15 protein-coding genes are annotated in these 16,557 nt (G+C 69.0%); 8 read left to right on the top strand and 7 right to left on the bottom strand.

Going from position 1 to position 16,557, the window contains the following annotated elements; genetic code table 11:
• Window positions 1–64: 64 nt before the first annotated feature.
• The 3 genes from ACFU7D_RS22365 to ACFU7D_RS22355 form a co-directional block, all read right to left on the bottom strand.
• Window positions 65–583: a hypothetical protein gene (locus ACFU7D_RS22365; protein WP_378871342.1), complete on the bottom strand. Its 519-nt coding sequence runs from the start codon at window positions 581–583 to the stop codon at window positions 65–67.
• A 73-nt stretch (window positions 584–656) separates the two neighbouring features.
• Complete coding sequence (locus ACFU7D_RS22360; protein WP_378871339.1) at window positions 657–2,996, bottom strand: hypothetical protein; 2,340 nt, start codon at window positions 2,994–2,996, stop codon at window positions 657–659.
• A complete protein-coding gene (locus ACFU7D_RS22355; RefSeq protein WP_143033779.1) occupies window positions 2,996–3,304 on the bottom strand; it encodes a hypothetical protein in 309 nt (102 codons plus the stop codon). The genes ACFU7D_RS22360 and ACFU7D_RS22355 overlap by 1 nt, the downstream gene beginning before the upstream one ends.
• 232 nt (window positions 3,305–3,536) lie before the next feature.
• On the opposite strand from ACFU7D_RS22355, the gene ACFU7D_RS22350 reads away from it, so the two are divergent.
• A complete protein-coding gene (locus tag ACFU7D_RS22350; protein WP_378871337.1) occupies window positions 3,537–4,013 on the top strand; it encodes a hypothetical protein in 477 nt (158 codons plus the stop codon).
• Between the two features lie 4 nt (window positions 4,014–4,017).
• Here the strand turns inward: ACFU7D_RS22350 and ACFU7D_RS22345 are convergent, their stop codons facing one another.
• On the bottom strand, window positions 4,018–5,037 hold the full coding sequence (locus ACFU7D_RS22345; protein WP_378871335.1) for an alpha/beta fold hydrolase: 1,020 nt from the start codon (window positions 5,035–5,037) through the stop codon (window positions 4,018–4,020).
• A gap of 77 nt (window positions 5,038–5,114) precedes the next feature.
• On the opposite strand from ACFU7D_RS22345, the gene ACFU7D_RS22340 reads away from it, so the two are divergent.
• Window positions 5,115–5,690 (top strand): TetR/AcrR family transcriptional regulator, encoded by a 576-nt coding sequence (locus ACFU7D_RS22340; protein WP_378871333.1) that lies wholly within the window; start codon window positions 5,115–5,117, stop codon window positions 5,688–5,690.
• 19 nt (window positions 5,691–5,709) lie between these two features.
• Here ACFU7D_RS22340 and ACFU7D_RS22335 read toward each other — a convergent pair whose 3' ends face one another.
• The gene (locus ACFU7D_RS22335; RefSeq protein WP_378871330.1) at window positions 5,710–6,747 is read right to left on the bottom strand and encodes a VanZ family protein; all 1,038 of its coding nucleotides are present in this window, start codon (window positions 6,745–6,747) and stop codon (window positions 5,710–5,712) included.
• 71 nt (window positions 6,748–6,818) lie between these two features.
• On the opposite strand from ACFU7D_RS22335, the gene ACFU7D_RS22330 reads away from it, so the two are divergent.
• Window positions 6,819–7,286 carry a hypothetical protein gene (locus ACFU7D_RS22330; RefSeq protein ID WP_378871328.1) on the top strand — a complete coding sequence of 156 codons (468 nt, stop codon included), beginning with the start codon at window positions 6,819–6,821 and terminating at the stop codon, window positions 7,284–7,286.
• Window positions 7,287–7,303: 17 nt separating this feature from the next.
• Here the strand turns inward: ACFU7D_RS22330 and ACFU7D_RS22325 are convergent, their stop codons facing one another.
• Both ACFU7D_RS22325 and ACFU7D_RS22320 read right to left on the bottom strand, forming a co-directional pair.
• Window positions 7,304–8,926, bottom strand: coding sequence for an alkaline phosphatase D family protein (locus ACFU7D_RS22325; RefSeq protein WP_378871325.1), 1,623 nt, complete (start codon window positions 8,924–8,926; stop codon window positions 7,304–7,306).
• Between the two features lie 86 nt (window positions 8,927–9,012).
• On the bottom strand, window positions 9,013–9,888 hold the full coding sequence (locus tag ACFU7D_RS22320; protein ID WP_378727749.1) for an oxygenase MpaB family protein: 876 nt from the start codon (window positions 9,886–9,888) through the stop codon (window positions 9,013–9,015).
• A gap of 75 nt (window positions 9,889–9,963) precedes the next feature.
• Between ACFU7D_RS22320 and ACFU7D_RS22315 the strand changes: the two genes are divergently transcribed.
• The 5 genes from ACFU7D_RS22315 (at window position 9,964) to katG (ending at window position 16,460) form a co-directional block, all read left to right on the top strand.
• Window positions 9,964–11,055 carry a hypothetical protein gene (locus tag ACFU7D_RS22315; protein WP_378871323.1) on the top strand — a complete coding sequence of 364 codons (1,092 nt, stop codon included), beginning with the start codon at window positions 9,964–9,966 and terminating at the stop codon, window positions 11,053–11,055.
• 8 nt (window positions 11,056–11,063) lie between these two features.
• Window positions 11,064–12,512, top strand: a complete 1,449-nt coding sequence (locus ACFU7D_RS22310) for a protein kinase (RefSeq protein WP_378871321.1) — start codon at window positions 11,064–11,066, stop codon at window positions 12,510–12,512.
• Window positions 12,513–12,562: 50 nt separating this feature from the next.
• Window positions 12,563–13,759 (top strand): MFS transporter, encoded by a 1,197-nt coding sequence (locus tag ACFU7D_RS22305; RefSeq protein WP_378871319.1) that lies wholly within the window; start codon window positions 12,563–12,565, stop codon window positions 13,757–13,759.
• Window positions 13,760–13,790: 31 nt separating this feature from the next.
• Window positions 13,791–14,216, top strand: coding sequence for a Fur family transcriptional regulator (locus ACFU7D_RS22300; RefSeq protein ID WP_378727745.1), 426 nt, complete (start codon window positions 13,791–13,793; stop codon window positions 14,214–14,216).
• A gap of 93 nt (window positions 14,217–14,309) precedes the next feature.
• Window positions 14,310–16,460, top strand: a complete 2,151-nt coding sequence (gene katG / locus ACFU7D_RS22295) for a catalase/peroxidase HPI (RefSeq protein ID WP_378871316.1) — start codon at window positions 14,310–14,312, stop codon at window positions 16,458–16,460.
• The last annotated feature ends 97 nt before the right edge of the window (window positions 16,461–16,557 follow it).

Here is a 16,557-nt window from a genome sequence, read left to right as displayed (position 1 = left end):
GCGGGGGTGGTCCTCCGGCTGCAGCGGGGGTCCCAGCGCCGCTGGTCCGTGTCCTGGGGCGGGCTCAGCTCGTGGTGTCCACGTCGGCGGCTTGCTCCAGCGCCGTGGAGAGCAGATCCGCCACCTCCACGGATGCCTCGCCATCCCCGCTGTGCGTCACTCCGACCCCGACGAGGCGTCCGTCGTCCGTCTCCGCGAACGCGATGCTGCCGACCTCAACCGGATTCGACGACTTGCTCGTGAACGTGAATCCCGCGGCCCCCTCAGGAAGCCCGCTGATCGGCTCCATCGTCGCCTCGCCGTAGTCCCCCTCCTCGGCATCTGCCGAGCACTCGTCCACGGCCTCCTCGATGGCGGCAATCATCGACCCTACGTCTGGGTAGTACCCGCCGCCGGGCACGAACGCGGTGGCCCCGACGACATCCCCGTTCTCGAGCACGTACTGCTCGCCGGTGGTCCCATCGTCGGCGCTCGACAGCTTCGTCTCCAGAGATCCGAGTGCGTCACACCAACCCGTCCCCGGCGCTCCCATACTCCCGTCCGAGGTCTTCTCGACCTCCGGAAGGGCGTCGGCGTCGAGCAACGTCGGCTCGGCGCCGCAGGCCGCCAGGAGCAGCGAAGCAGCGCACAACAGTGCGGCCAGACCACGCGTAGGACTACTTGTAGTACTCCAGGAAGGCATTCTTGTACGTCCCTTCGAAGTCGCCGCTGGTCACGTACTCGTTCAGGTAGTTCATCGCCTCGTGAGCGTAGCGGTCTGTGTCCTCTGCCGGGACGTCGGACAGGTTGATGACCTTCCCGTCCTTCATGAACGTCTCGTCGGACTGCGGAATGTCGATCACGCCAGCTCGCTCCAGCGCGAAGAGTGCGTTGAGCTCGACGCGGTTGATGCCCTCGGAAGCACGAACGTTCGCGTTGTCGGTGGCTCCAGCCTCCTCGCTGGCGAACTTCTCGCCGGCAGCGTCCGTGCCGAGGTCGATCGCCTGGCCGACGCCGTAGTCGATCAGCTTGCTGCCGAGCTCGCCGACCTGCTCGGCGCCCGGCAGAGGCACCATCCCGGCCACCTCGCTCGTCAGGTCGATGAACGCCTGACGCTGGGCGTCGCGGTCCTTCGCCCCATCGATCTCGACCTCGCCGACAGCGTGCTCGGCGAAGCCCTGGAGGTGGCCGCCACGCTCGAGAACGTCGCGCAGCTCGGTGCGCAGGCCCGGGTCGTTGGGGTGCTGTGCCAGCTCGGCGGCGATGTTGTTGATCTGGGTCTGCTGGAAGGTGCCCACGCCCTCGGCGATGCTGGTCATCCCGTCCTGCGTGCTCATGGAGACCTTCATCATGTTCTCGAGGTCGCCCTGGTAGAACTTCGGGTAGGGATCCATCTTGCCGTAGTGGTCGAGCGAGAACGGCTCGGTCCCCGGTTCGCCCGAGTGGTCGGGGTTGTGGAGCGCGGCGTCGATTCCGGGGGTGTAGAACTTCATCAGCTCTGCCACGTGGGGCGAAGCGGCCTTGGCGTCCTCCGCGTTGAAGCCCTCGTTGTCGCTCACGTCGTGGAAGAACTTCGACACCAGGCCCGTCGTCTCCTGCGGGTGATCCTTGAGGAGCTCCTGGTTGGTGCCGATGCCCTCGGCTAGCTCGGAGATGCCGGCGTAGCCGTCGGCCTGCCAGGTGCGCTTGTCGAAGTAGTAGTCCTGGCGCGCGGTGTCCTCGGTGAGGAACTGGTAGCCCTGCTCCGGGTGGTCGCCGAGGTTGCCCATGATGGCGGCCATCGGGTCGTCGCTCCAGCCGCTGTCGGAGTCGCCGGTGTCCAGCGCGCTGTAACCGGTGTGCTGGTACCAGGTCTTGGCGTCCATCATCGCGCCGTCGGCGCGCTCGAAGCGGTCGAGCTCCTCGGCGGCCCCGAGGACGAGGTTGCCGTTGAGGCCGTGGTCCTTCATCAGGTAGGTGAGGACCGAGGCGCCGCCGGTGCCACCCCAGTTCGGGTAGCGGTCCCGCAGGGCGTCCTGCTCATCGTCGGAGAGGTAGATCCCTGAGGGGCCGGCGTACTTCACGATGTCGTGGCCGAACTGCTCGGCGGGGAAACCCTGATGGTTCGAGGCCGAGGCAAGACCGCTACGGAGGTTGGAGGCGAGGGAGTTGAGGGCGTCGCCGTCCGCGGAATGCATACCCAGGTACGACTCGATCCGCGCGATGCTGGCGACGGTGCCGTCGGCGCCGAGGTCCTGGTAGAGGCCCGCAGCGACGGTGTCGTCGTCGGTGTAGGCGGTCAGCATCGAGTTGAGACGGTTGAGCTCGTCCTTGCTGATCTTGTAGTCGTCGTCGTTCAGCGTGCTGTCGAGACGGTCGCTGATCTCCTTGCCGAGTCGCGTCTGGACGTCGTCGGGCAGCGCATCGACGTAGCCGTCGTACTTGTCCGGGTCGCTGAGCATCTTGTTGATGAGCTCGGACTCGGGCAGGTTGCGCAGCTCGGGCGGGAGGCTGGCCTGCTCGATCGTGCCGTCGCCACCGTCGTAGTCGCCCTTGGTCGCGTGGTTGAGCACGGCTGCCAGGTCGGTCTCGGCGGACTCGGCGTCGGTCAGCGCATCCTGGATGGTCTGCGCGAGTTGCTGCATGGTGCCCTTGTCCTTGTCCGGGTCCTTCTCGTCCGGAGTCGGGTCGGTGATCTGTACGCCGCCGGAGAAACTGACCTTCCAGCCTCGGCCGGTCGCGTCGTCGTAGGCGTGCTTGGCGCTGTCCTTGGCCTTCTTGATCGAGGCGCCGGCCTCGTCGAGGCCGTTGATGACCTGCGAGAGCGGGGCGGCGATGTCGTTGAGATCGGCGACCAGGCGGCGGTGACGGTTCTCGGCGCGGGTGCTGGCCTCACCGACCCAGGTGTCGGGGACCTTGCCGGCGTCCATCTCGTCCTGCTGGTCCTGGAAGCTCTTGCGGGCGGTGTTGAGCTGGTCCGCGGCGGTGTCGAGCTCTTCGGGCTTCCAGCTCTGCAGCTGCTCGTAGGTGACGGCCATCAGTCTCTTCCGATCATCGCTTCGCGGTAGCGCGCCTGCTGCGCCGTGATGGTGTCGGCCTCCACGATCGCGTCCGCGTCGGCGACCGTCGTGGTCTGGTGGTCGCGAGCGTCCTTGACCCACTTGTCCTTGTCGCTCTTCCACTCCGTCTTGAGGCCGTTCGCGGCGCCGACGACGGTGCTGCCCGGCAGCGCCGCGGCGACCTTGCCCATGGGGCCTTCGAGATCGAGACCGGCGACGGCCTCGGCCGCGGTCCCGATGGAACGGGCCGCGGTCTTCACCTGCGGCGCCACGATTTCGACGTTCACGAGAGGGTCCCCCAAGACGTTCGGAGCGATTGGTACCTATCTCCTACCCCAAATCCCGGGTTTCAAACACAAATCGTCGAGAAATCTTGTACCGAGCCGCTCCCGCATCACGACGCGCTCGCCCGCGCGGATCTGCCCGTAGGTGCCCGGAATCTGAGATAGCGTCTCGGGCCATATGAGGCCGCCCGACATCGGTAGGGCTGGCTCGATCCAACTGGACGGGAAGGGCACGATGTCACAACCGAACGAGGCGGCAGGGGCGGCACCGGCTTGGTCCCCGACGAACCCGTCGGCACCTGCCAACGGTCCGCGAAGCGGCGGGTGGCTCGGGCTCGCCGGGCTGGGAATCGCGGCGGCGATGCTGGTGATCGTCGCGCTGGTGCGGGTGATCGTCGGAATCCCGGACGTCAGCCAGGGCTACTACAACGCCCTCTACAGCATGGAGGACCGGCCGATCGTCTGGCTGATCCTCGGGTTGCTCATGATCGCCTCGATCATCCCGATCGCGGCCGCGGTGGTGCTCGGACATCTCGGCCTGAGCCGTGCGAAAGCAGTCGGGACGAGCGCCGCAGCGGCGGGGATCGCGCTCGGGATCGGCTACACGCTGGCGGTCTTCTGGGGTGTACGCGCCATCAACGCGATCACGAACACCGCTCAGTTCAACGGCGGCTTCAGGATGTTCATCGAGTACTTCGGGCTTTGGGCATAAGCCGTCAACGCACGTCTGCCCAGAATCTCTCCAGCTCGGCATCCAGCTCGGACGCCACCTGCATCGGAAGCGAGTGGGTGGTCTTCGGCCAGACCTTGACGATCGCGTGGGGGAGGAGCTCGGCCTTCTTGGCCGCGTCCTCGCCGCCGGCCAGCGACTTGTCGCTCGCGATCGCGACATAGACCGGCATCGGTAGGGCACGCATCTGGTCGTCGGTCAGGCGCGAGGGGGTCGGGAGGCTGCCGGAGTCGAAGTGGGTCGTCCGGGCGGCGATCATCCTGGCCATCGGGTCGTCCGGGTCCACCTCGTCGTCCTCGACGCCGCCTATCCGGTTCAGTGCGTGGTCGCGCCACGAGTCGGGCAGGAAGGGGAGCGCGGCTACCGCCGACCAGCCGATCGCCCAGACCGGCAGCATGCCGAATGTCATGATCGGCTCGAGCAGGGTGAGGCTGGCCAGCCGGTCCGGGTAGCGCACCGCCACGGCCGCGGCGAGGCCACCGCCCTGCGAGTGGCCGACCAGATGGACCCGGTCGAGCTCGAGACCGTCCAGCGCCTCCTCGACCCAGCGGGCGTTGTCGTCCATGCCGCGCAGCGGCAGGGTCTGCTCGGAGAGCCCGCTGTCGCCGATCGCGTCGAAGGCGTAGACCGTGCGGTGCTCGACGAAGTCACGCAGGTTCTCGCCCCACATCGGTACGCCGCTGGCCCGCCCCGGCACGAGCACGATCGGGACCTCGTCGACTGGGTTCGGGTTGATCCAGGCGTACGCGCGGACGGTGCCGAAGGTGGTCTCCACGTCGTGCGTCTCGGTCGGCTTCGGCAGCGCGGCGAAGGCCGCGTCGTATGCCTCGATGTAGGCCTGGCGTCCCGCCGGCGTGCGGAAGTGACCGACACCGGGGCCGCTCGTGCCGAGCACCATCACCAGGCACCCGGTCGAGACGACCGCGACGAGGGTGAGGAGGACCACCGGCCAGCGCCGGCGCTTCCCGTGCGATTCGGTGTCTGCATGCTCGATGTCCCCATCCATGGCGTCCTCACGTTCCCGATAACGATGCGATCGCATTGTAACCTGTTGCGATGCGACTGTATTGCTAACCTGGCGCCATGCCAAGAGCCGTCGACCACGAGCAGCGCAGATTCGAGATCGTCGCCGGGCTCTGGCAGATCGTCGCGGAGCAGGGGATCGAGGGCGTCAGCCTGCGGACCGTCGCCGCCCGTGCAGGCGTCTCGATGGGTCGCGTCCAGCACTACTTCGGCACCAAGGACGCGCTGGTGGTCGCCGGCATCGGCCTGCTCATCAAGCAGGCCGTCATCGAGTACGAGGCCACCGAAGGCAGCCCGCCCGCGGACCGCCTCCTCCACCTCCTGCTCCAGCAGATCCCCGCCACCGAGGCGGGCCGCATCGGGGTCACGGTCTGGTACGCCTACCTCGCCAAGGCGATGACCCACGCCGCCGTACGCCAGATCCTCGCCGAGGCGACGAGGGTCGGTGTCGAGGAATGCACCCGTCATCTCCGGGAGGCCGACGACCTCGGGGAGGTCGAGGCGCGCGCACGAGCCATCGAGCTGCTCTCGCTCTCCGACGGCCTCACTCTTCGAGTCCTGATCGGCGACATCACCGCCGAGGAAGCGGAGTCCGCGATCAGGACATACCGGGCGCGCCGCCCTCTGGGGTCATGACGAAGCCGACGCGGCCGGGTCAGTCGGGCCGGGTCGGCGAGACGCTCATCCCCGCGAGCGCGTTGCTGAGGCCGCGATGGTCCTCGGTGCGGGGGAGGGCCACGAGGGTCGTGAGCACGAAGACGAGCAGGAGGAGGCTGGAGCCGGGGAAGTCGGCCATGAGCAGGACGGTCAGGCCGCCGACGCCGGTCAGCAGCTTGACGGCCCGGCGCCACCAGATCCCCGACGAGGCGGTGGTGCGGAGGCCGACCACCCACTCGCCGACCGTGCGCCCGAAGACCATGACGGCGATCGTCTCCAGCAGGATCGGCGGCCCCCAGAGCAGCCAGAACTGGGTGGTGGCGGGGATCGCCTCGAACGGGACGTCCAGGCCGTAGAGCTGCCAGGCTCGCCAGGCCACGACGAGTGGGGTGCCGGTGCCGAGAACGACCAGGAGGTCCGCGGTCATGCCGACCAGTCGTCGACCGGTGGTGACCGTCGTCGGGGTCGTCGGCTCGCGCCGGCGGACGAGACGGATCGAGATCAGCGAGCCGATCACCGCGCCGACGGTGTTGATCATCAGGTCGTCGACGTCGAAGACGCGATAGGCGCAGGGATAGAGCCCCCAGATGCCGGTGAGCTGGGTGGTCTCGATGAGGAGCGAGGTCGCCAGGCCGAGCGCACCGGCAACGACCACGCCGCGCCCGGCGATCGCCCGGACGAAGAAGCCGAGCGGTACGAACAGCACGACGTTGAGCGCGACCTGGAGGAATGCGGCGCTGGTGAGCAGGCCCCGGGCGCCGACCTCCTCGCGGGCGCGGACGATGTCGGAGACGAAGCCGAACGGGCGGAACTGGGTCCCAGCACAGATGTAGCTACCCACGTCGGGCACGGGGAGCAGGGTGTAGGCCCACAGCGCCACCGCATAGATCGTGGCGGCGAGGAGCAGAAGGATGCGTACGAGCGGGAACGTGCCTCTGCGGCGGTACGCGATCGCCGCCGCCGGCACGAAACCAGCAACCGCCAACAGCACCCCGAGGAAGATCGCCACCGCCGCGTTGCCGACGACGTTGCTCACCTCGTCAGGCTAAGCCAGGATCAGCCGGGAACTCGCCGCCGCGCGCGACGCGGATGTGGTTGGGTTCCTCCGTGGTCATCGTCACCAGCATCGTCGCCGTCGCCGGAACCCTGCTCGGGTCGGTGGTGACGCACTACTTCCAGCGCCGCAACCGGGCTGACACGGAACGCTTCGAGCGTAGCGAGCGGCTCCGGCAGGAGCGGCTCAGCGCCTATACGACGTTCGGCGGGGCGCTGGTCAACCTGCGCCGTTCGCACATGGACCGCTGGTACGCGACCAACGACCGCCGCGAGGGTGTCGACACCGAGGCGCTGCGCTATGAGACGTACCGGCTGTACACGACCGCGCAGGAGGCGCTGTTCCGGGTCCAGCTCGTCACCGAGCCCGGCGAGCTGGTCGAGCTGGGGAGGACCGCGATCGAGGCCACCGCCGACCTGAGGCCGAGCCTGGCGCACAAGGACTTCGACGGTGCCCGCGAGACGTCCCGCCAGCGCATCTTCGAGTTCATGGAGACGGCGCGGCGGTACGTCGGCGGCTAGTTCGGTCGTACCGGGCCTCAGACCTCGACCAGCCCGGGTCTGCCGGACTCGGTGAAGAACCGACCGCCGACGGTGAGGGCAGCGCCGGGGGTGGAGACCTGGGCGACGTTCTTGTAGGTGATCTCCGCGCCGTCCCGCCCCAGGGAGACCGTCGTGTAGCCCCGCAGGCCGTTGTAGAACTTCATGTGCGGGTTGCGCTCGAGATAGGCAGCCCAGTTGGCCGGGTGCTCGGCGCCGTTGCCACCCGAGGTGATGGAGCTGGTGACGATCTCGGTGCCCATGATCCGCGAGGACGGGTCGTCGAAGTCGTCGTGGATGTTCAACCCGTAGTGGACGTGTACGTCGCCGGTCAGCATCATCAGGTTCGACTGCTCGGAGGCCTTCCAGCCCTCGAGGATCCGGCGCCGGGAGGCGGGGTAGCCGTCCCAGGAGTCCATCGAGCGGGTGCCGTCGCCGGCCGGGTTGTCGCGGCGCGAGAAGGTGACCTGCTGCGGGACGACGTTCCACAGCGCTGAAGAGCGGCGCCAGCCGTTGATCAGCCACTGCTCCTGCTCGTTCCCGGGCAGCGTCATCGACTCGGCCTCGGACTCCGCCGACGGCACCTTCCAGCCGTCGCCGTTGGCCTGGTTGGTGCGGTACTGGCGGGTGTCGAGGATGTCGAACTGCGCCAGCCGGCCCCACTGCAGCCGCCGGTAGAGCCTCAGGTCGGGACCGGACGGCTGTTGCGGGAGCCGCAGCGGCTGGTTCTCCCAGTAGGCGCGGTAGGCGGCGGCGCGGCGCACGAGGAACTCCTCCGGCGGACCTGCGTTCTCCGGGGTGTCGGCAGCGTAGTTGTTCTCGGTCTCGTGGTCGTCCCAGGTGACGATGAACGGGTGCGCCAGGTGGGCGGCGATCTGGTCCGGGTCGGACTTGTACAGCCCGTAGCGGGCTCGGTAGTCGTCCAGCGTCACGGTCTCGTGGTTGAGGTGTGCCGGCAGCGGCTCGGTGTAGCCGCGCGTCCCGGCGGTGGCGTTCACGGCGTACTCGTAGAGATAGTCGCCCAGGTGGAAGACCGCGTCCACGTCCTCGCCGGCGAGATGCTTGTACGCGGTGTAGTAGCCCTGGTCGTAGCGCTGGCAGGAGGCGAGGGCGAAGGTCAGCGAGGACACCGCGGCCCCGACGGCAGGGGCGGTCCGGGTCCGGCCGACCGGGCTGATCCACTGGCCGACCCGGAAGCGGTAGAAGTACTCGGTCGCCGCGTCCAGGCCGCGGACCTCGGCATGCACGGAGTGGTTGAACTCGGTGTGCGCGGCCGCCTTGCCGCGGCGTACGACGCGTCTGAAGGCGGCGTCGCGGGCCACCTCCCAGCCGACGTCGAAGCGTGCGGGCGGCATCCCGCCGGTGGGCTCGAGCGGGAGTGGTGCGAGCCGGGTCCACAGCAGCACCGAGTCGGGCAGCGGGTCGCCTGAGGCGACGGCGAGGGTGAACGGGTCCGAGGTGATCGCGGAGGGGGAGGCCGCCGGCGCGGCGAAGGCACCCGTACGCGGCAGGCCGGTGGTGAAGGCCAGCGCGGACGCGGCGGCCGAAACGGTCAGGAAGCGACGGCGGTCGAGGCCGCGGAGGGCGCCGCGGAGATCAGGAGTGTTGCTGGGGGCAGGCATGGACGTGCTCCTGTCGATATGGGGGTGATCGACAACAGCGAAGCGGTGCCCGGTGACGGCACCGTGAAGTGTGGGGGAGGGGTGGGCTACGGCTTGGTGCCGGCGACGGGCCGGTGCACCGGACAGCCCGGCGCGAAGGTGCCGAGGTCATCGGTGTTGAACCCGTGCGGGTAGCTCTTGATCCGGGGCATGTCCCGGACGTACGCGGGCTTCCGTCGTGCGGGCAGCAGCGCGACGAAGCGCGCCCGGGCCTTCAGCGCCCCACGGGACAGCGCCCGCGCGAGCCGACCGGGCTCGGGGTAGTCGAAGGCTTCGAGCAGGTGCGGCTCCATCAGCGACAGCGAGAAGATCCTGATGATCGGCGCCAACGGCCGCGGATAGAAGGTGGTCAGCAGCTCGAGGGTGGAGTCGGCGACGGCACGGCTGCCCTCGTCGTAGGCGAAGTGCTCGGCCTCGTAGGAGTCGAGGAGCTGCTCGAAGTCCTCATAGGTCGCGGGGATGTCCTTGATCCCCATCCGCTTCCCGAGCGCTTGGTAGTAGCGCAGGGCGGCGAGCTGCTCGTCGGGGGTCGACTGCCGCCAGCCGAACTCCTGGTTCCAGCGCCGGGGGATCACCACGAACGTGGAGAGGACGTAGACCATGTCGTCGTTGGAGATGTCGTACATCCGGTGCATCTGGTTGATCCGCCGCACCGCGGCCCGGCCGCGGGGGCTGTCCAGGTCATCGATCGCCGCGTCCTCCAGGAGCAGCGCGGTGTCGTCGTAGCGCTTCTGGGTGTTCTCGGTGAACTGGTGCGTGTCGGCCAGCAGCCGGCCGATCGAGGGCACCGCATAGGTCCGGAACAGCGCGAAGCTGAGCGCCTGGGTCGTGTCCCACGGGAACTCATAGAGCCCCAGACGCCTCGAGATCTCCTGGAACTCGGTCTCCGGGTCAAGCCCTGCCGTGCGCGACTTCTTGGCCATGGTGCCTCCTAGTTCGATACATAACCGTATCGTGATTTGAGGCACTGTGGTGGATGTCACCGTAATGTCTTCTGCATGGAGAAGTCGGGAACGCAGACGCCCCTGTCCCTCGCCGCCGCCGAGGCGGTCCGAACGTACGCCGCCACCACCCGCTCCGCCCTCGGGTCCGCCGAGTCCCCCGTCATCTCGTACGCCGGCCTGTGGCTGCTCCTCGCCTCGCTGGCGCCCGCGGCGGAGACCGAGACGGACGAGGTCCTGGGGTTGAACCGGGCTGATGCGCGGGCCGCGGCGCTGGGGCTGCTGGAAGCGCCGCACCCCACGATCGGGGCTGCGGTCGCGGGCTGGCTGCGCCCGGGTGTCCGGCTGACAAAGGGCCTTCCGGTCGTGCTCGACCCGCTCCCGGACCAGGCCGGGCTGGACGCCTGGGCCGACGAGCACACCCGCGGTCTGATCCAGGAGTTCCCGCTCGAGATCGACGCACAGACGCTGATCGTGCTCGCCTCGGCGCTGGTGGTGACGCCGCGCTGGAGCGAGCGGCTGGGGGAGGACGAGGCCGGGCTGCTGCTCGAGGGCGGGTTCCAGGCGGTGGTGGAGACCGAGGCGGCCGGCCCGGTCGCGGTCGCCTGCCCTCCCAGTGAGGACGGCATCTCGGTCTACTCCGTGATCGCCGCCGACGGTGTGTCCGCCGACGACGTGTGGCGGGCTGCCGACGAGGTCGTCCGGAGGATCGACGCGGGGGAGGTGCGCAACCACACCTTCGAGGCGCAGAGCGCCGGCCACGCCTGGACGGTCCAGGAGGTCACCGTCCGCGGTGGCGCGACGGCCGACCGCTGGCGCAGCCACCTGCCGGAGTGGAGCGTGGAGGACCGTCACGACCTCTCGGCCGCGCCGGGGGTCGCCGAGATCGCCCGCGGGGTGATGGCCGCGGTCGAGGAGGAGACGGAGGCGGTCTGCGTCCAGAAGGCGGTCGCGTCCTACGACCGGGAGGGTTTCAAGGCGGCCGCGGTGACCGGGATGATGGTCCGGGCAGTCGCCGCGGCACCGCGCGAGACGAAGGTGCGGCAGATCGACCTGAGGTTCGACCGGCCGCACGCGGTGGTCGCGATCGCGCGCGGGGGAGCCTGGGAGGGCATCCCGCTCTTCGGGTCGTGGGTGACCCCGGCATAATTTCCGTCATGGACGAGCTTCCCCCGATCGCCGGCCGCTACCGGCTCCTCACCCTGCTCGGAGCCGGCGGCATGGGCGAGGTCTGGCGGGCGCGTGACACCGTCCTCGACCGCGATGTCGCGGTCAAGCTGCTGCGCGATGTGGACGACGCCACGATGGCCGAGCGGTTCCGCCGTGAGTCGCTCTCGACCGCCCGGGTCGTCCACGACGACGTGGTCAAGATCTTCGACGCGGGCAGCGACGACAACGACGTCTTCCTGGTGATGGAGCTGCTGCCCGGACCGACCCTGGCCGAACCGATCAAGCAGCGCGGCGCGATGCCGGTCGAGATGGCCGTGGAATACACCCGCCAGGTCGCCGGTGCGCTCGGCGCCGCCCACCGGGCCGGTGTGGTGCACCGCGACATCAAGCCGGCCAACCTCATGTTCGACGGTGACGGCCGGCTGACCGTGCTCGACTTCGGCATCGCGTACGCCATGACGGGGGTCGACGCCGGGCTGACCCAGACGGGCCATGTGATCGGGAGCCCGTCCTACCTCTCGCCCGAGCAGGCCGCGGGCGACCCGGTCGGGCCGCCCGCCGACGTCTACTCGCTGGGCTGTGTGCTCTTCGAGATGCTCACCGGCAAGGTGCCCTACTCGGCGCCGCACCCGGTCAAGATCCTGCACATGCACCTGAGCGAACCGGTGCCGCGCATCACCGACTTCCGGGCGGTGCCCCCGCCGTTGGCGCGGCTGGTCACCCGGATGCTCGACAAGAACCCCGCCGCCCGGCCCTCGATGGACCAGGTCGGCCACGAGCTCGGCTACGTCCTCAACGGTGCCGACCCCGACGCCACCGACCGGCTCTCCGCCGGACAGGCGCCGCTGCCGACCCAGGCGATGCCGCAGCGGCCGCTCGACGAGCCGATGGGGCTGGCCAGCTCCCGCACCGGTGTCCTGCCCCGCCCCAGCACCCCGCCTCCGGTCCGCGGTCCGCGGCCCAGGTCGCTGCGGAAGTTCCCGACCGGCCGCCTCCTCGGCGCGGTGGCGATCGTGATCGCGTGCGTCTTCGCCGCCTCCTGGCTGGCCGCCTACGAGCCCGCGCCCGCCGAGGCCAGCCAGTCGTCGCAGAGCTCCGACGACTCCGGTAGCTCGGACAACACCGACACCAACGCGGACGACAACAACGACAACAACGACAACAACTCCGACAACACCAGCAAGTCGGACAACAAGACTCTCAACCGCCTCGACAAGCTCGACCGCTGGCGCGAGAACCTGGAGAGCTGGAACGTCATCGACGGGGGCCAGTCCGAGGAGTGGGAGGACCAGATCCAGCAGATCCGCGACCTGGTCGAGAAGGGCGAGAGTGCCAAGCGCGAGATGCGGGAGCTCCGCGAGGAGTTCGACAGTCTCGGCAAGGGTGACGGCAAGGACGGCGAGAAGATCCTCGACGGCCTGCTCAAGGGCAACTGACCCACGAAACGGGTGCGCGACCAGGGTCTGAGGGTGCAGACTTCGCGTCCATGACCCGACTCCAGCTGGCCCGGATGGCGGTCTTCGTCGCCTTCGCGGTCCAGGGACTGACCTTCGCCTCGCTGATCACCAGACTCGAGTCGATCGCGACGAAGCTCGACCTCAGCGCCGGCGACGTCTTCGTCGTGCTCGGCATCACCACCGCGGTCGGCGCGGTCGGCAGCGTCGTCGCAGGTCACCTCGCCACCAGGATGGGCAGCGCCGCGACCCTCTCGCTGATGCTCGCCGGCGCCTCGCTGACCGCGGTCGCGCCGGCTTTCGCGCCGACGATGGTCACCCTGTTGGTCCTCAACGGCGTCTACGGCTTCTTCCTCGGCGGCGTCGACGCCTCGATGAACATGCAGGGCACGGCCACCCAGGACGCGTACGCCCGGCCGTTGATGAACGGCTTCCACGCGATGTGGAGCGCGGCGGCCGTCCTCGGCGCCGTCTATGCGACCGTGACGATCGCCCTCGGCGTACCTCTGGGTCTGGACATGATCCCCATCGCCGTCATCGGCCTGGCCGCCAACGTCGCCACCTTCCGCTTCCTGCTGCCTCCGGCGGCGGTCGATGCGGCCGAGAAGAGGTCCAGCAGTACGCAGCGAACCAAGACCCCGCTGCCATGGCGGCCCCTCCTCCTGGTCGCGGTGCCGACGTTCGCGATGTGGTTCATCGACTCCGCGGCCTCGGCCTGGGGCGGGATCTACGTCGTCGACGGCCTGGGTGCGGCCGCGGCAGCCGGGCCGGCGATCTATGCCGCCTACCAGCTGGTCCTGCTGGCCGTACGTCTCCCCGGCGACCGCATCGTCGCCCGGTTCGGCCCCGAGCGGGTGATCCGGACCGGCGGCATCGTCGGCGTCGGCGCCCTGGTGCTCATCGTCGCCGCCCCGCACTGGAGCGTCGCGGCGATCGGCTTCGCCATCCTCGGCGGCAGCCTGGCGATGGTCCCGCCGCAGTCCTTCGTCGCCGCCGCCCACATCTCCCCGGACAACGCCGAGGAGGCGATCGCCCGGGTCAACCTCGCCAACTACGCCGGCTACCTCGCCGCCGCCTCCCTGATCGCTGCGGTCGCCGAGCTCTTCGGTGAGCGCTCGATGTTCGTCATCCCGCTGGCGATCTCCGTCCTGATCCCGCTGATGGCCGGCCGCTTCGCGACCCGGCCGCCGGCGACGCAGGAAAGCAAAAAGTCACCTACCGTTTCTTGACTCATTCAAGAATTGGCGTAGGCTCTGGTTCGTGGGGAATGCGGACTACGAACAGCTGCTGAGAGGTGCCTCCCTGCGCGTCACTCGCCCGCGAGTGGCCGTTCTGGGGGCCGTCACCGAGAATGCGCACGCCGACACCGAGACCATCCTCGGAGCGGTGCGCGAGCGGCTTCCCGACGTCTCCCATCAAGCGGTCTACGACTCTCTTGCGGCCCTGAGCGCCGCCGGGATCGTACGTCGCATCCAGCCGTCCGGCTCGGTGGCTCGTTATGAGACCCGGGTCGGGGACAACCACCACCACGTGGTCTGCCGCTCCTGCGGGAACATCGCCGACGTCGACTGCGCCGTCGGCCATGCGCCCTGCTTGACGGCATCCGATGACAACGGCTTCGTCGTCGACGAGGCCGAGGTCATCTACTGGGGCATCTGCGCGGACTGCAGCTCGTCCCAGGGGTAGAGCCGAGCCGGCCGGGCTTGTCGCCGGCCGGCGCAACACATGAATCACAGCGTCTGGCAGCAGCCAGTCCGACCAGAAACGGATAGGAATCTCATGTCTGAAGAGGCCGTGAGCAAGTGCCCGGTGATGAACGCAGGCCGCGTTCACCCCACCGCTGGCAGTGCCAACCAGGAGTGGTGGCCGAACAAGCTCAACCTGAAGATTCTCGCCAAGGACGCCCCTGTGAGCGACCCGATGGGCGAGGGCTTCGACTATGCGAAGGCTTTCGAGTCCCTGGACCTGCCTGCCGTCAAGGCGGACATCGCCGCGGTCATGACCGACTCCAAGGACTGGTGGCCGGCTGACTTCGGTAGCTACGCCGGACTCTTCATCCGGATGGCGTGGCACGCCGCCGGCACCTACCGCAGCCACGACGGTCGCGGTGGCGCCGGCCGTGGCCAGCAGCGCTTCGCGCCGCTCAACTCCTGGCCGGACAACGTCTCCCTCGACAAGGCCCGCCGTCTGCTGTGGCCGGTCAAGAAGAAGTACGGCAAGAACCTCTCCTGGGCCGACCTGATGGTCCTGGCCGGCAACGTGGCCATGGAGGAGGGCGGCTTCAAGACCTTCGGCTTCTCCGGCGGTCGTGCGGACGTCTGGGAGTCCGACGACGACATCTACTGGGGTCCGGAGAAGGTCTGGCTCGACGACGAGCGCTACACCGGTGACCGTGACCTCCAGGCCCCGCTGGCCGCCGTCCAGATGGGTCTGATCTACGTCAACCCCGAGGGCCCGAACGGCAACAGCGACCCGATGTCCTCCGCGGTCGACATCAAGGAGACCTTCCGCCGGATGGGGATGAACTCCGAGGAGACCGTCGCCCTGATCGCCGGTGGTCACACCTTCGGCAAGACCCACGGTGCGCACCCGGACGACTTGCTGGGCGCCGACCCCGAGGGCGCGCCGCTCGAGAACCAGGGTCTGGGCTGGAAGAACGGTCACGGCACTGGTGCCGGCGCGGACGCGCTCACCTCGGGCCTCGAGGTCACCTGGACCTACCACCCGACCCGCTGGGACAACGAGTTCTTCCACATCCTCTACGCCTACGAGTGGGAGCTGTTCGAGTCGCCGGCCGGTGCCAAGCAGTGGCGTCCGAAGAACGGTGCGGGCTCCGACATGGTTCCCGAGGCCCACGGCGGCGGCAAGCGCGAGCCGCGCATGCTCACCTCCGACCTGGCGCTGCGCGTGGACCCGGAGTTCGACGAGATCTCCCGCCGGTTCAAGGACGACCAGGAGGCCTTCTCCGACGCGTACGCCCGTGCCTGGTTCAAGCTGACCCACCGCGACATGGGCCCGAAGAGCCGCTACGTCGGCTCCGAGGTCCCGGCCGAGGACCTGCTCTGGCAGGACCCGCTGCCCGCCGAGGGTGGTGCGACCGACGAGGCCGCGATCGCAGCGGCCAAGGCGGCCATCGTCGAGTCCGGTCTGAGCGTGCAGCAGCTGGTCTCCACCGCTTGGAAGGCGGCGGCCACGCACCGTACGTCCGACCACCGCGGTGGCGCCAACGGTGGTCGCATCCGTCTCGAGCCGCAGGTCTCGTGGAAGGTCAACCAGCCCGAGGAGCTCAAGCCGGTCCTGGCGAAGTACGAGGAGATCGCGGCCGCGACCGGTGTCTCCTTCGCCGACGTGCTCGTCCTCGCCGGTGGCGTGGGCATCGAGCTCGCCGCCAAGGCCGCCGGCCAGAACGTGAGCGTGCCCTTCTCCGCCGGCCGCGTCGACGCGACCCAGGAGCAGACCGACGCCGAGAACTTCGGCTGGCTCGAGCCGGTCGCCGACGGCTTCCGCAACTACGACTCCGGGTTCCTCGACCTGCCCACCGAGTTCCTGTTCCTCGACCGCGCCAGCCTCCTCGGCCTCTCGGCCCCCGAGGCCACGGTCCTGGTCGGCGGCCTGCGCGCGCTCGGCAACAACTGGGACGGCTCCGACCTCGGTGTCTTCACCAAGACCCCGGGTGTGCTGACGAACGACTTCTTCGTCAACCTGCTCGACTACGACCAGCAGTGGACGCCGTCCCCCGACGAGACGACCTACACCAGCTCCAACGGCTGGACCGGTTCCCGCGTCGACCTGGTCTTCGGTGCCAACTCCGAGCTCCGCGCCCTGGCGGAGGTCTACGGTGCCGACGACGCCAAGGAGAAGTTCGTCAACGACTTCGTCAAGGCGTGGGTCAAGGTCATGGACAACGACCGCTTCGACCTGAAGAAGTGATCTGCTGAGTCGTACGTCTCTGCGTACGACCGACACGGAGGCCGGCCCCTTGCGGGGTCGGCCTCCGTCGTCATACCCACCCGGGTAGGATCAACGG

The organism is Nocardioides sp. NPDC057577, from assembly GCF_042801335.1.
GTDB lineage: Bacteria > Actinomycetota > Actinomycetes > Propionibacteriales > Nocardioidaceae > Nocardioides.
The sequence above is the reverse complement of the archived record's forward strand: the minus strand, read 5'-3'. Positions and strand labels throughout refer to the sequence as shown.

Excerpts from the sequence above, each read along its gene's own strand:
- ACFU7D_RS22360 (WP_378871339.1), bottom strand. The coding sequence starts at position 2,996 with ATGGCCGTCACCTACGAGCAGCTGCAGAGCTGGAAGCCCGAAGAGCTC.
- ACFU7D_RS22350 (WP_378871337.1), top strand. The coding sequence starts at position 3,537 with ATGTCACAACCGAACGAGGCGGCAGGGGCGGCACCGGCTTGGTCCCCG.
- ACFU7D_RS22345 (WP_378871335.1), bottom strand. The coding sequence starts at position 5,037 with ATGGATGGGGACATCGAGCATGCAGACACCGAATCGCACGGGAAGCGC.
- ACFU7D_RS22340 (WP_378871333.1), top strand. The coding sequence starts at position 5,115 with ATGCCAAGAGCCGTCGACCACGAGCAGCGCAGATTCGAGATCGTCGCC.
- ACFU7D_RS22325 (WP_378871325.1), bottom strand. The coding sequence starts at position 8,926 with ATGCCTGCCCCCAGCAACACTCCTGATCTCCGCGGCGCCCTCCGCGGC.
- ACFU7D_RS22320 (WP_378727749.1), bottom strand. The coding sequence starts at position 9,888 with ATGGCCAAGAAGTCGCGCACGGCAGGGCTTGACCCGGAGACCGAGTTC.
- ACFU7D_RS22315 (WP_378871323.1), top strand. The coding sequence starts at position 9,964 with ATGGAGAAGTCGGGAACGCAGACGCCCCTGTCCCTCGCCGCCGCCGAG.
- ACFU7D_RS22310 (WP_378871321.1), top strand. The coding sequence starts at position 11,064 with ATGGACGAGCTTCCCCCGATCGCCGGCCGCTACCGGCTCCTCACCCTG.
- ACFU7D_RS22305 (WP_378871319.1), top strand. The coding sequence starts at position 12,563 with ATGACCCGACTCCAGCTGGCCCGGATGGCGGTCTTCGTCGCCTTCGCG.
- katG (WP_378871316.1), top strand. The coding sequence starts at position 14,310 with ATGTCTGAAGAGGCCGTGAGCAAGTGCCCGGTGATGAACGCAGGCCGC.